A 13148-nucleotide genomic window follows, 5' to 3' on the forward strand; every position below is an offset into this window, starting at 1 on the left:
GGGAGCGTGTTCGAGTGCGGGTGCGTGGGGGGCTCGCGCGGTTCCCCGCGCTCCTGACGGGGGTGGCCGAAGCGGGTGACCGCCGTCGGCCCAGACCTTGGTGGCGCCGGTACGGCCCGCCTCCGTGAACTAGTTGGCCCAGGGCGGGGTGAGGCGGGTGCCGTCGGCGAGCTCCGCCTCCAGGCCGGTGGAGGTGGTGACCCAGGAGACGGCGGTGCGGCCGGTGGGGTTCTCGATGCCGAGGGTCGTACCCGGGTTGACGACCACGGCGTCGCCCGCGACGGCCCGCTCGGTCCGCCCGTCGAGGGTGATCAGCAGCTCGCCGTCGAGCAGGTGGAAGACCTCCTCCCGGCTGACGGTGTGCGCGGGCGCCGCCGCCCCGGCGGGAATCTCGACCCGCCAGGCGCACAGCTCCTTGCTGCCGGTGCGTGGGGTGGCGTACGAGACGAAACGGGCGCCGTGGACCTCGTGGACCACGGCCTCGGACGAACGGACGACGGGCATGGGAGCCTCCGGTGGAGAGGGCGGACTGGGGGGCGGGTGGCTACTTGGTCAAGTTGCTTGACCATTTGCCCTCTCCATGGTCAAGCAGCTTGACCAATTCGTCAAGGGTGTTCTAATGCCTCCGTGGAGAACCCCGAGGCCCTGGCCCTGTCCGCCGCCCTGCTCGCCGCCGCCGGTGAACTCACCCAGCGCATCCACGAGGGCGTGCTCGCCCGCGGCTTCGAGGGGCTGCGGCCCGCCCACGGGTTCGCGTTCACCCGGCTCGCTCCGGACGGGGCGACGGTCACCGACCTCGCACTGCACCTCGGGGTCACCAAGCAGGCCGCCAGCCAGCTCGTCGACGAGCTGGTGCGCAAGGGGTACGTCGAACGCCGGCCGCATCCGGACGACGCGCGGGCGCGGCTCGTGGTGATGACCGGACGCGGCTGGGCCTGCGCGCGGGCCGCGGAGGAGGCGGCGGCGGAGGCGGTGCGGCCGTGGGCCGAGCGGCTGGGGGAGCAGGGGGCGCGGGCACTGCGGGGCGCGTTGCTGACGGTGGCACCGCGGGGGCCGGTGCGGCCCACGTGGTGACGTCCGTGACATCCGGGGGCGGGTGCGGAGAGGGCCGGCGGGCCGCCGGGCCCGGAACCGCGGGCGGGGTCCGCCCGGCCTGAGCCGCCGGGCGGACCCCGCTGGTGGGTGTGTCGTCGGCAGGTGCCTGGTTCCGGGTGCCTCGGTCAGCGGCCGTGGCGGCCCGCGTGGGTCGCGCGGCGGCGGACCGAGGCGAACAGGGCCGCCGCCCCGAGCGCGAGGGCGGCGGCGCCGCCGATCGCGACGTACGTGGTGTGCCCGTCGGCGCCGGTCTCGGCGAGGTTCCCGGTGGCGCCGTCGGCCTTCGGCCGGTTGGCCGAGGTGTCCTCGGCGGTGGTGTCGCCGCCCGTCGTGGTACCGGTGGCGGTGGCGCCGTCCGACGTGGCGTCGGCGGGGCGGGGCGCCGCGGAGGTGTCGGCGTCCTGGTCGCCGTGGCCGTGGTGCTCGATTGTCGACTTGTCGGTGCCGGCCGCTATCTGCTGGTCGGTGGGGGCGGAGGCGGCCGGGGCGGGGGCCGCGTCGGCCGAGCCGCTGTCGTCGTTGCCGTCGCTGTTCGCGGTTCCGCTGCCGCCGAAGTCGACGTCGGAGCAGGAGTAGAACGCCTCCGGGCTGTCCGAGCGCTGCCAGATCGCGTAGAGCAGGTGCTTGCCGGAGCGCTGGGGGAGGGTGCCGGAGAAGGTGTAGAAGCCGTTGACCGGGGCCGGGTCGGTGGCGGTCGCGACCGGGTGGTCGAGGTCCAGGTCCTTCCAGGCGAGGGGCCCCGCGGGGTCGTAGCCGGACTTGGTGACGTAGACCTTGAAGGTGCCCTTGTGGGGGGCGGTGACGCGGTACTTGAAGGTGTACGCGCCGCTCTTGACGGAGGTGGTGGGCCAGTCGGCGCGGGCCAGGTCCAGGCCCTTGAACTCGTCGTTGTCGGCGCTGCACAGCTTGCCGTCGGGGATGAGCGTCTGGTGCCGGCCGGCGGCGTCGCCGATGCGGATGCCGTTCCAGTCGTAGAGCGCCTGGGTGCCGCCGGTGGCGACCGCCGCCTTGCACGCGGCGGACTTCGGGGACTCCGGGCCCTCGGCGTAGCACTGGGCCACCCGGCTGACCGGGTCGCCCATCGTGCCGTGGGCGGCGGCGGGGGTGGCGGTGAGGGCGGTCAGGGCGAGGGGGGTGCCGGTGAGGAGGGCGAGGGTGGTGGTGACGCGGCGGCGGGGGCGGCGGCTGGGGGCGGGCATGGGGGGCTCCTCGGGGTCCTGGGCGGCGGGTGCGGTCAGCAAGTTAGCCGCGGAGGACGGGGGAAGCCGCTGTTCGAGGCGGGGGAGGGGGATCCTTATGCTCGCGTTAAGGGAGTGCTCAGGCTGGGCTCAGGGAGAGGGGGTGGGAGGCGTTTTTTCGCCCCCGTCGCCCTCGCGATCGCTCGCGCCTCTGCGGCGGTAGCCGCACATGGATACGTTCCGCGCCCCTACGGGGGCGCTGTCAGCCGTCTGGCCACCAGGTGCGGTGGATGTCCTTGCGGATCTCGGGGCGTTCGGTGGGGCGCTCTTCGGATTCCTCCCGCACGCGGCGGGAGGCCGACTTCCTCAGCGGCTTCTGCACGGTTGTCCGGCGCATGGCTGCCTCCTAGCGAGATCACCAGGTCCCGCGTTCCCACGGGGCTAGACCTCTACCCGGAGCCTGGCCCATCCCACCCTCGATGTCAGTGGCGCTTGTCACGATTGGGCTGTCAGTGGCACCTGCCACGCTGACCCCATGAGCACCCACAGTGAGAACGGACCTGCCACCGGTGACGACTGGGACGCGTTGGCCGCCGCCTTCGACGACGAGCCGGATCACGGGCTCGGCGATCCGCGGGTACGCGCCGCCTGGGCCGAACGGATGCGCCGCTGGCTGCCCGGCGATCCCGGTGACCTGCTCGACCTCGGCTGCGGTACGGGCAGTCTGTCGCTGCTCGCCGCCGAGGCGGGGCATCGCGTCACCGGCGTCGATCTCTCGCCGGCCATGCTCGACCGGGCCCGGGCCAAGCTCGCGGGCCGCGACGCGGAGTTCCTGGCCGGGGACGCGGCGGCGCCGCCCGTGGGGGAGCGGCGCTTCGACGTGGTGCTCGTCCGCCATGTGCTGTGGACCCTGCCCGACCCGGCGGACGCCCTGCGGCGCTGGCACGGTCTGCTGCGGCCCGGCGGCCGGCTGGTGCTGGTCGAGGGGGTGTGGGGCACGGTGAGCCCGGTCGGCATACCGGCGGAGCGGGTCACCGGGCTGCTCGCGCCCCTCGTCGCGGAGGTGGCGGTGGAGCGGCTGTCGGGCGACTCCCGGCTGTGGGGGCGGGAGGTGACGGACGAGCGGTACGCGGTGGTGGGGGTCAGCTGAGGAGGTCGGGGAAGGCGGGGCTCAGGGCCAGCGCCTCCAGGGAGTCCAGGGCCTGGAGCGCGGCCCCGGCCGCCGCCGGGTCGGTGCGGGCAAGGCCGCTCTGTTCGAATTCGTCCTCGTCCAGGCGGAGGACCGTCGTGCCGTCGGCCGAGCGCCACAGGTCCAGCTCCAGGTCCTCCGAGACGAGTTCCGTGCCGGTCAGGGCGGCGGGGCGGGTGATGTCGCAGTACCAGCCCTTCAGGGTGCCGGTGGCGTCGCGGACCTCCTTGACCGCGTACCAGCGGTCGCGCCAGTAGTGCTCGGTGAGGACGTCGCCCGGCGCGAAGCGGACGAAGCCGAAGTCGCGTACCCCGGGGTTCGACCAGGAGGCCCGTACGGTGATCCGGCGGCCGTCGTCGGCGAGGAGCTCCGCGGGGTAGCGGATCTTCGTGCGGCCCGCCTTGCGGAGCACGACCTCGACCGTGCGCGCGGCACGGTCAGGCGAGGGTGCGGACATGGCGCACCTCCGTCGCGCAGATCTCGTAGCCGAACCACTTGTTGATCGCCAGCATCGGCCCGTTGCCGTCGTCGTTGCCCGTCAGGGCCTCGGTGAGGCCGGCCGCGCGGGCCCGGTGCAGGGAGTCGTTCTTGGCGAGCTTGGCCAGGCCCCGGCCCCGGTACGCGCGGGCCGTGCCCGTCATGACCGTGCCGTAACGGGTGCCGCCGTTCGTACGGGCCATGGTGAACGCCGCCGGGCGGCCGTCGACGACCGCCACCGAGGTCAGCTCGTGGCTGGTCAGCGGGTGGTGCCAGGTGCCCTTCAGCCAGTCCTCGTAGTCCGTCAGCTCGTAGTCCACGTCGCTCGGCTCGTCCGCCAGCGTCTCCGCGTCGAGCGCGAACAGCGGGCGCGGGTCGGCGGCGAACGCCGTGCCGGGCAGGATCTCCACGCCGGGCGGCGGGGGCTGCAACGGCGGCAGGGAGCCGTCCGTCAGGTCCAGACGGAGGAAGTGCGCCGAGCGGCTCGCCCGGTAGCCGCGCCGCTCGGCGAACGCGCGGTTCGCCGGGGCGTCCAGCACCCAGGAGTACACCTCCGTCACCCCCAGGCCCCGCAGCCGCTCCTCGGCGGCCCGCACCAGCGCCGAACCCGCGCCCCGGCCCTCGCCGTCCGGGCGTACGTAGATGTTGAGATACGCCAGTCCCGGCTGCGGACTGTCGTGCACCACACCGACCTGGGCCGAGCCCACCGCCTCGCCGTCCACCCTCGCCAGCAGCGGCTGATAGTGGGAGTCCGGATGCGCGTGGCGCAGGTTGTAGGCGATGGCCTCACCGGTCAGCAGGACGAAGGGCAGCGCCTCGTCGCGGATGCGGGCGAAGGCCGCGCAGTCGGCGGCGGCGTCGGGGCGCAGGGCGTGCACGGTCACGGTCGGGGTCATGTCGCGGAACGGTACGGGGAGCGGGGGCGCGGACGCCTTCGAATATTTCCCGCGCTGCGCGAGAATCGGGACGTGAGTCTGGAGATCGACATCATCGACAGTACGGAGGGCGGCGCGCCCTACGAGCAGGTGCGCGCCCGGATCGCCGAGCAGGCGCGGTCGGGGGCGTTGCCGGTGGGCTACCGGCTGCCGACCGTCCGCGGGCTCGCCGGGACGCTGGGCCTCGCCGCGAACACCGTCGCCAAGGCCTACCGGGCGCTGGAGGCCGACGGCGTGATCGAGACGCGGGGGCGGAACGGGACGTACGTCGCCGCCGCCGGCTCCGCCGCGGAGCGGACCGCCGCGACGGCCGCGCGGGAGTACGCGGAGCGGGTGCGGCGGCTGGGGCTGGGGGAGGACGATGCGCTGGCCGCCGTCCGGAATGCCCTGAGGGCGGTGTACGGGGGGTAAGGGCCCCGCGAGCCGCCGCGCGGGAGCCGGCACGGTCGTTCGGTTCAGCGTGGGGGGCGGGGGCGCATCGGGGGCAGGTGGTGGGGGGTGCGGGTCACCGTCCGGCCCGCCGCCCGCGCGGTCCGGGCGAACAGCATCGCGTCCAGGACCGCCGCGCCCTCCGGGTCGTTGTTGAAGTACGCGTACACGTCCGACTCGCCCGGCCACGCCTCCGCGATGCGGCGCACCCAGCTCGACAGGGACTGCCGGCCGTAGTGCGGCCGGCGGCGGGCGCGGCCCGAGTGGAAGCGGACGTACCCCCAGTCGGCGGTGCGCCACAGCGGGGTGACCGGGCGGGAGAGGACGTCCGCCCAGCACAGTGCGGCGGCGTGCGCGGTGAGGACCTCGTGGACCGCCGGGGTCCACCAGGACTCGTGGCGGGGTTCGACGGCGACGCGGGTGCCGGCGGGGAAGCGGGCCAGGCAGGCGTCGAGGAGGGCGGGGTCGGCGCGGAGGGTGGGGGGCAGCTGGAGCAGCACCGGGCCCAGGCGGTCGCCGAGGCCGGCGGCGTGGGTCATCAGACGGTGTACGGGTTCCTCGGGGTCGCGGAGGCGTTTGATGTGGGTGAGGAAGCGGCTGGCCTTGACGGCGACGACGAAGTCGGGCGGGGTGCGGGTGCGCCAGCGTTCGAATGTCTCGCGGGTGGGGAGGCGGTAGAAGGCGTTGTTGATCTCTACGGTGGTGAAGTGGGTGGCGTATTCCTCCAGCCAGCGGGTGGTGGGGAGGGTGGGGGGATAGAGGACGTCTCGCCAGTCCTTGTACTGCCAGCCGGAGGTGCCGACGAAAAGGGGCATACGGACATGTAAGCACCGGGGGGTGTGTGCGGGGAGGAGCGCGGGAGAGCTCGGGTGGGCGGGTTCACCGGCGGGCGCGGGTGCGGGTGCGGATACGGGTGCGGGTGCGCGTGCGGCGTGGCTTGTCGCGCGGTTCCCCGCGCCCCCGGCGGTACCCGTCCGGGGCACCCCCAGGGGCGCCATCAGGGGCACCACCCGCCGGGCGGTTACAGATACAGGCCCGATTCCCTGTCCCGTTGGTCCGGGACCGATGTCGGGGTCGTGCCCCGGTGGAGGGCGTAGAGCTCGGCGAGGGTGGCGCCGTCCCGGGGGACGGCGGCTTCGCGGTCGGGGAAGTCGGGGCCCAACCAGGTGAGGGCCTCGGGGCGGGTCAGGGGGCCCACCTCGATGCGGGCCAGGCAGCGGCCGGGGCGGACGACGGCCGGATGGAGGCGTTCCAGGTCCTCGTTGGTCGTCACGCCCACCAGCACGTTGCGGCCCTGGCCCAGCAGCCCGTCCGTCAGGTTCAGCAGCCGGGACAGCGCCTGGCCCGCCATGTGCCGCGCCTCGCCGCGGATCAGCTCGTCGCAGTCCTCCAGGAGCAGCAGCCGCCACCTCCCCTTGCCGCCCGCGTCCTCCTCGCCGATCGCGATGTCCATCAGATAGCCGACGTCACCGAACAGCCGCTCGGGGTCCAGCACGCAGTCCACCTGGCACCAGTCCCGCCACGAGCGGGCCAGCGTGCGCAGCGCGGAGGTCTTGCCCGTGCCCGGCGGGCCGTGCAGCAGGAGCAGCCGGCCCGCGATGTCCTCGGGGGTCGTCTTCATCAGACCGTCCATCGCCTCGGCCACCGGCGCGGTGTAGTTGCCCCGCGTCTCCTCCCACGTACCCGCCGAGATGCGCCGTGTGGTGCGGTGCGGGCCGCGTCGCGGGGACAGGTGCCAGAACCCCATCGTGACGTCCTCCGGCTGCGGCTCCGGCTCGTCGGCCGCGCCGTCCGTCGACTGGGCCAGCACCTCCTCCGCCAGCTCGGCGGTGGTCGCGGTGACCGTGACGTCGGCGCCGCGGTTCCAGCGGGAGATCAGCAGCGTCCAGCCGTCGCCCTCGGCGAGCGTCGCGCTGCGGTCGTCGTCGCGTGCCGTGCGCAGTACGCGCGCGCCCGGCGGCAGCAGGGACGCGCCCGACCGCACCCGGTCGATGGTGGCCGCGTGGGCGCAGGGCTGCTCGCCCGTCGCGAAACGGCCGAGGAACAGCGCGTCGACGACGTCGGACGGGGAGTCGGAGTCGTCGACGTTGAGCCGGACCGGCAGGACGTCGTACGGGTTCTCGTACGGGGTCGCGGACGTGTTGTCGTGCGGCTGCCGGGCGTGCGGCCGCGGCTTCTCGGACGGGTTCGCGGACATGTCGCCATGATCCGTCAGGAACGCGGCCCGCGCACCGGGTTTCTCCCGGCCCGTGCCCGGTCGTCCGCCTGACTGGACGTCAACTGGGGCGACGACACGCGGTCACCTGTACCGGTGAACCGCCCCGGCGGCCCCCGCGCGGACGCCTACGCGCAGGTGACCGGCGCCTTACCGCTGTTGAACAGTCGTCAACAATTTTGGCATGAGCACTTCCTGTCAACACGCGTAGCTGCTACCACGGTCGTGGCAGAGATCCTGCTAAAGGGAGGTTCCATGAGACGTTCCCGAATCGCGGCATACGTGACCTCACTCCTCCTCGCCGTCGGCCTCACCCTCACCGGGGTGGCCACGGCGCAGGCGTCCTCGGTCGCGGCCGGCACCGACTACGTGGCCCTCGGCGACTCCTACTCCTCCGGCGTCGGCTCGGGCAGCTATCTGAGCTCCAGCGGCGACTGCAAGCGCAGCACCAAGGCCTACCCCTACCTGTGGCAGGCCGCCCACTCGGTCTCCTCGTTCAGCTTCCTGGCCTGCTCCGGCGCCACCACCAGCGACGTCATGTCCGGCCAGCTCGCCACCCTCACCTCGGCCACCGACCTCGTCTCGATCAGCGTCGGCGGCAACGACGCCGGCTTCTCCGACGTCATGACGACCTGTGTGCTCCAGTCCGACGCCGACTGCCTCGCCCGGATCGACACCGCCAAGGCGTACGTCGACTCCTCGCTCCCGGGCCGGCTCGACACCGTCTACTCCGCGATCACCGCCAAGGCCCCCGCCGCCCGCGTGGTGGTCCTCGGCTACCCGCGCTTCTACCAGCTCGGCACCACCTGCCTCGGCCTCTCCGGGACCAAGCGCGCCGCGATCAACGACGCGGCCGACCACCTGGACGCCGCCCTCGCCAAGCGCGCCGCCGACCACGGCTTCGCCTTCGGCGACGTCCGCACCACCTTCACCGGCCACGAACTGTGCTCCGGCTCGGCCTGGCTGCACAGCCTGAGCCTGCTCAACATCGGCGAGTCGTACCACCCGACCGCCGCCGGACAGTCCGGCGGCTACCTGCCCGTCCTGAACAGCCTCGCCTGAACGACCGGTTCGCCACACCGGGGGCCCGTCCGCGATCCACGCGGGCGGGCCCTCAGCCGTCCGAGGAGGACGAGGGCGGGCCCTCAGCCGTCCGAGGAGGGGGACGAGGACGAGGGCGAGGGCGAGTCGCTGGTGGACGGAGTGTGATCGACGCACTTCACGGAGAGGGGAAGGGAGTTGGAGGTGGCACGCGCGGGAGAGCGGACCTCGGCCCAGATGCTGCCGTCGGACTCCTTGCCGCGGACGCTGACGGAGTCCTTCCACAGCACACCCCTTCCGCCGGTGCCGAACGGCTTCGTGCGCCAGTCCGAGACCGGGCCGTCCCAGGTGTTCCAGCGGTACTCCACCTTCGTGGGCACCCGCTTCACCGTGACGTCCAGCTCGATGTCGAGGTCATGACGGCCCGCCGTGCATTGCCCGGTGTACGGACGGGCGCCGGAGATCGTCACCTTCACCGACTGCGCGGGCGGCGCCGCCGACGTCGTACGACCGCTGTGGCTCGGAGTGTCCTTGCTCCCGCCCGTACTCCGTCGCGGACCGCCGCCGTCGCTCCCGCTCGCCGCCCCGCTCGTCGTCGCCCGGCCGCCCTTCGTATCCGTATCGTCGTCGCCCCGGTCGAGCAGGGCGTAGGTCAGCCCCGCGAGCGCCAGCGCGAGGGCGAGGACGCCGGCGACGAGGACGACGACCGTACGGCGGTCGCGGCGCGGGGCTGCGGGAGGGGGCGGGGCGGTGACCGGCGCGGCCGTCGTCGTCGGCTGCGGCGGGCCGGGGTCCGCCAGGGCGGCGAGCGTCGGGGGGTACGGTGTTCCGGCCACCGGCGGGTTGTCGCCCGCGGCGATCGCCCGCAGGCCGTCCTCGGCCCGCCCGGCGGTGATCCGCTCCGCCGGGTCCTTGCGCAGCAGCCCCTCGACCACCGGCGCCAGCGGACCCGCCCGGCGCGGCGGCGGCAACGCGTCGTCGACGACCGCCCGCAGTGTGCTCAGCGGGGTCTCCTGGCGGAACGGCGTGGCGCCTTCCACCGCCGCGTACAGCAGCACGCCGAGGGACCACAGGTCGGACTCGGGACCGGGGTCCCGGCCCAGCGCGCGCTCGGGGGCCAGGAACTCCGGCGAGCCGATCACCTCGCCGGTCATGGTCAGCGCGGAGCTGCCCTCGACCCGGGCGATGCCGAAGTCCGTGAGGACCACCCGGCCGTCGTTCCCCATCAGCACGTTGCCCGGCTTGACGTCCCGGTGCAGCACCCCGGCCGCGTGCGCGGCCCGCAGCGCGGACAGCACCTCGGCGCCGATCCCCGCCGCCCGGCGCGGCGGCAGCGGGCCCTCGGCGTCCAGCAGATCGGCGAGGGTGATGCCGCGGACCAGCTCCATCACGATCCACGGCCGGCCGTCCGCCACGGCCACGTCGTACACCGTGACCACATTGCGGTGCGCGACCCGGGCCGCCGCCCACGCCTCCCGCTCCAGCCGCGCGTACATCCGCTCCCGCTCGGGCGCCGGCAGCCCGTCGGGGGCGCGCACCTCCTTGACGGCGACCTCGCGCCGCAGCACCTCGTCACGGGCCCGCCACACCGTTCCCATGCCGCCCTCGCCGAGCGGCGACAACAGCCGGTAGCGTCCCGCGACCACCCGCTCAGGGCCCGGTTCTCCGTCGGACACGGGCGTCCCCCCGTCGCGTCGAGTGCGCCTGCCACGCCCGTTCAAAGTAGCTCAGCCGAGGGCGGTTGCCGCCCCCCTGAGCACCAGTCCGGCGCCGAGGACCAGGACCACGCAGGCCGAGCCCAGCGGCACCGCCCGGCGTACCAACGCCACCGCCGCGCCGCCGGTCCGTCGGGGGCGGCGGTCCAGCAGCCGGGTCACCCCGCCGCCGAGCCGGACGACGGCGAAGCCGGCCGCGGTCAGCGTCAGGGCGAGCCCGACGCCGTACGCCACGACGAGCAGCAGCCCGAACCAGGCCTGGCCCAGGGCGGCGGCGCCGACCAGCACGACGACGGCGGACGGCGAGGGCACGAGCCCGCCCGCGAAGCCGAGCAGCAGGGTGCCGCGGAGGGTGGGGGCGGTGGGGTGGGTGTGCGGGGGCCCGTTTCCGTGCGCGTGTTCGTGACCGTGCGCGTGTTCGTGACCGTGGGTGTGGGTGTGGGTGTGGGTGGGTTCGTGGCTGTCCTCGTGTCCGTGGCTGTGCTCGTGCCCGTGTCCGTGTCCGTGTCGGTTGTGCCAGGCCCGGCGTACGAGTGTGAGGCCCGCCGCGGTGACGAACGCGCCGCTCGCCAGGCCCAGCCAGGTGATCACCGAGGGCGCCGCCGCCGAACCGGCCGTGACCAGCAGGCCCAGGGCGACGACGCCGAGGGTGTGGGTGACCGTCACCGACGCGGCGAGCGGCAGGACGTCCCGCGGCCGGGCCCGGCCCCCGCGTGCCGCGGCCGTCGCGGCCATCAGGGTCTTGCCGTGGCCCGGCGCGAGCGCGTGCAGCGCGCCGAGGCCGACCGCGAGCAGCACGGCGAGCGCGGCGAAGCCGAGGGTGAGGTCGTGCCGGGCCACCAGGCCGTCCAGCGCGCGGGTCCAGCGGTCGGCGCCGCGCGGCAGCACCGAGGCGGCCGGGGCGTCGTCCTGCCGCTCCCGGGGCAGCGCGGGGCCGCCCGGGCGCACATCGAACGACGCGCGCGCGGTGTGCGCGGGGGAGGACAGCAACTCCTTCGGATACGTGGTCAGTTCGCGGGAGACGGATCTCCCGGGTACGTCGGAGCCGGTGAGCGTCGTACGGTCGCCGCGTGCGGTGATCTCCCGCCAGCCGGGTCCTGGAGCCGTGCCGCCCGCGCCGCGGAACGCCACGCGGACGGTGCCGTTCTCCGGCAGCGGAGCGGTCAGCCGGCACTCCACCCGCAAGGTGTCCAGACCCGCCTGCCCGGGGCGGCGGTGCGCCGAGCTCGCGGTGACGGTGAGCCGGGCGGCGCGGTCCGCCACGGTCACCTCGCTGCCGCGCGCGGCCTCGCCACACCGCTGCCGGGCCCAGCCGGTGAGGCCGCCCGACCGTTCGATGTCCGGCCCGGCCTGGGTCGCCGGGATCTCCGCGAGGTCCTCCACGTGGTCGACCCGCAGCGTTCCGGGGGCGGCGACCAGGCCGTCGTACCGGTTGACGGTGAAGTTGCCGAGCGGATGCGCGGTCGCCTGCCCGGCGGGCAGCAGGACGAGCGCGGCGACGGCGGTGACGAGTCCGGCGCCGGCGGTGAACGCGCGGTGACGGGGCCTCACTCGGCGGCTCCCAGGGACTTCAGCGCGGTACGTGCCGTGCGGGCGCCGAGCGGTGCGAAGCCCGGGTTGAGGTCGAGTGCCGCCGTCAGGGAGGCGCGGGCCCGGTCCGGATGACCGGCGGCCCGCTCGATCATGCCCCGGTGGTAGAGGAAGGAGGCGTTGCGGTAGCCGGTGGCGGTGGCCCGGCGCGCGTACGGGAGCGCCTGCGCGTCCTTGCCGTTGACGTGCAGCGCCCAGGCGAGCGCGTCGGCCGTGTGCACGGTGTGGCGGCGTTTCCACTCGGCGCGGGCCGCCTTGAGCGCGGCCCCGGGGTCACCGTGGTCGGCCGCGGCGAGCGCGGTGTCGAGGTCGGCGTCCACGCCATTGGCGCGGGCGAGCGAGACCCAGGCGTGCACCAGGGCGTACTGGTCCCGGGCCCTGGCCGCGTCGCCTTCGGCGCCCCGCTCCTCGTACAACTCGCCGAGTTCGACGAGGGGCTGGGGGAGCGGGTAGCGGGCCACGATCTGTTCCATGCCGCGGATCGCGGCCGTACGGTCGCCCAGCGCGGCCTGGGTGCGGGCGCGGCCGTCGAGTGCCGGCAGATAGCCGTCGTCGGCGGCGAGCGCCCGGGCGTAGTGGTGCAGGGCCGTCTCGTACTCGCCCTGGTTCCAGGCGAGTTGGCCGAGCGCGGTGGCCACGTACGCGATGTCGCCGTGGGTGGTGGCGGTGTCGAGCGCGTGGGTGAGGACGCGGCGGGCGGTGGTGACGTCGCCGCGCAGTTCGTGGACGTAGGCGTAGCGGGTGAAGACGGGGATGCCGGGGCGGCGGGAGTCGGCGAGGTCCGCCGCCTTCGAGGCGTCGGTGTAGCGGCCGAGTTCGACGAGGGCGTCGATGCGGGAGGACAGGGCGCGTTCGCTGTACGGGTTCTCGGCGAGGGCCTCGTCGGCGTACGTCAGGGCGCCGTGGAAGTCGTGCCGGGCGGCGGCGAGGGCGGCCCGGGCGGCGAGGGCGGGGTCGTGGTGGGGGTCGGTCTTCAGGGCGTGGGTGAGGGCCTTGTCCGCCTGGGGGTAGCGGGAGGGGTCGCCCTCGGTGCGGGCCTGTTCCACGTAGGCGAGGGCGAGGGTGGACCAGGCGGTGGGGTCCTGGGGTTGTGTGCGGAGGTGTGCCTGGAGGGTTTCTATGCCGGCGGCGAGGTCGTCGCCGGTGAGTAGTTGTGGAGTGGGGGTGGTTGTCGTCGTGTGGTGCGAGGTGGCGGTGGTGGGGGGTGGGGGCTGGGTCGCGCCTGCGGCGATCGCGCCGGTGGTGAGGGCGACGGCGAGGGCCGTGGCGGAGAGGGTGAGGTGG

14 protein-coding genes are annotated in these 13148 nt (G+C 74.6%); 4 read left to right on the top strand and 10 right to left on the bottom strand.

What is annotated here, in order from left to right; all coding sequences use genetic code 11:
• Positions 1 to 129: 129 nt before the first annotated feature.
• Entirely contained in the window at positions 130 to 504 is a 375-nt protein-coding gene (locus IO29_RS27045; protein ID WP_030381232.1) for a cupin domain-containing protein, read from the bottom strand.
• A 123-nt stretch (positions 505 to 627) separates the two neighbouring features.
• Between IO29_RS27045 and IO29_RS27050 the strand changes: the two genes are divergently transcribed.
• Positions 628 to 1074 carry a MarR family winged helix-turn-helix transcriptional regulator gene (locus IO29_RS27050; RefSeq protein WP_030381233.1) on the top strand — a complete coding sequence of 149 codons (447 nt, stop codon included), beginning with the start codon at positions 628 to 630 and terminating at the stop codon, positions 1072 to 1074.
• Between the two features lie 146 nt (positions 1075 to 1220).
• Here IO29_RS27050 and IO29_RS27055 read toward each other — a convergent pair whose 3' ends face one another.
• On the bottom strand, positions 1221 to 2294 hold the full coding sequence (locus IO29_RS27055; RefSeq protein ID WP_030994070.1) for a lytic polysaccharide monooxygenase auxiliary activity family 9 protein: 1074 nt from the start codon (positions 2292 to 2294) through the stop codon (positions 1221 to 1223).
• A 241-nt stretch (positions 2295 to 2535) separates the two neighbouring features.
• The gene (locus IO29_RS40115; RefSeq protein ID WP_267882008.1) at positions 2536 to 2670 is read right to left on the bottom strand and encodes a hypothetical protein; all 135 of its coding nucleotides are present in this window, start codon (positions 2668 to 2670) and stop codon (positions 2536 to 2538) included.
• A gap of 138 nt (positions 2671 to 2808) precedes the next feature.
• Here IO29_RS40115 and IO29_RS27060 point away from each other — a divergent pair, with 138 nt between their 5' ends.
• Positions 2809 to 3423, top strand: coding sequence for a class I SAM-dependent methyltransferase (locus IO29_RS27060; RefSeq protein WP_030383357.1), 615 nt, complete (start codon positions 2809 to 2811; stop codon positions 3421 to 3423).
• On the opposite strand, the gene IO29_RS27065 is transcribed toward IO29_RS27060, so the two are convergent.
• Both IO29_RS27065 and IO29_RS27070 read right to left on the bottom strand, forming a co-directional pair.
• Positions 3416 to 3919 carry a ribonuclease FAU-1 family protein gene (locus tag IO29_RS27065; RefSeq protein WP_030383358.1) on the bottom strand — a complete coding sequence of 168 codons (504 nt, stop codon included), beginning with the start codon at positions 3917 to 3919 and terminating at the stop codon, positions 3416 to 3418. The two genes, IO29_RS27060 and IO29_RS27065, sit on opposite strands and share 8 nt — an antisense overlap.
• Complete coding sequence (locus tag IO29_RS27070; RefSeq protein WP_030383359.1) at positions 3900 to 4835, bottom strand: GNAT family N-acetyltransferase; 936 nt, start codon at positions 4833 to 4835, stop codon at positions 3900 to 3902. The genes IO29_RS27065 and IO29_RS27070 overlap by 20 nt, the downstream gene beginning before the upstream one ends.
• Positions 4836 to 4907: 72 nt before the next feature.
• On the opposite strand from IO29_RS27070, the gene IO29_RS27075 reads away from it, so the two are divergent.
• Positions 4908 to 5285: a GntR family transcriptional regulator gene (locus tag IO29_RS27075; protein WP_030383360.1), complete on the top strand. Its 378-nt coding sequence runs from the start codon at positions 4908 to 4910 to the stop codon at positions 5283 to 5285.
• A gap of 44 nt (positions 5286 to 5329) precedes the next feature.
• Here the strand turns inward: IO29_RS27075 and IO29_RS27080 are convergent, their stop codons facing one another.
• Both IO29_RS27080 and IO29_RS27085 read right to left on the bottom strand, forming a co-directional pair.
• Positions 5330 to 6118, bottom strand: a complete 789-nt coding sequence (locus IO29_RS27080) for a DUF72 domain-containing protein (RefSeq protein ID WP_030383361.1) — start codon at positions 6116 to 6118, stop codon at positions 5330 to 5332.
• 206 nt (positions 6119 to 6324) lie between these two features.
• Positions 6325 to 7500, bottom strand: coding sequence for a DUF5925 domain-containing protein (locus tag IO29_RS27085; RefSeq protein ID WP_234307708.1), 1176 nt, complete (start codon positions 7498 to 7500; stop codon positions 6325 to 6327).
• 273 nt (positions 7501 to 7773) lie between these two features.
• Here IO29_RS27085 and IO29_RS27090 point away from each other — a divergent pair, with 273 nt between their 5' ends.
• Entirely contained in the window at positions 7774 to 8580 is an 807-nt protein-coding gene (locus IO29_RS27090; protein ID WP_030383363.1) for an SGNH/GDSL hydrolase family protein, read from the top strand.
• 83 nt (positions 8581 to 8663) lie between these two features.
• On the opposite strand, the gene IO29_RS27095 is transcribed toward IO29_RS27090, so the two are convergent.
• The 3 genes from IO29_RS27095 to IO29_RS27105 form a co-directional block, all read right to left on the bottom strand.
• Complete coding sequence (locus IO29_RS27095) at positions 8664 to 10235, bottom strand: serine/threonine-protein kinase (RefSeq protein ID WP_030383364.1); 1572 nt, start codon at positions 10233 to 10235, stop codon at positions 8664 to 8666.
• A gap of 51 nt (positions 10236 to 10286) precedes the next feature.
• Positions 10287 to 11825, bottom strand: coding sequence for a sulfite exporter TauE/SafE family protein (locus IO29_RS27100; RefSeq protein ID WP_030383365.1), 1539 nt, complete (start codon positions 11823 to 11825; stop codon positions 10287 to 10289).
• On the bottom strand, positions 11822 to 13148 hold a 1327-nt coding region (locus tag IO29_RS27105), incomplete at its 5' end, for a tetratricopeptide repeat protein (protein WP_037840604.1). The genes IO29_RS27100 and IO29_RS27105, both read right to left, overlap by 4 nt.

This window comes from Streptomyces sp. NRRL F-6676 (assembly GCF_000725625.1).
Taxonomy (GTDB): domain Bacteria; phylum Actinomycetota; class Actinomycetes; order Streptomycetales; family Streptomycetaceae; genus Streptomyces.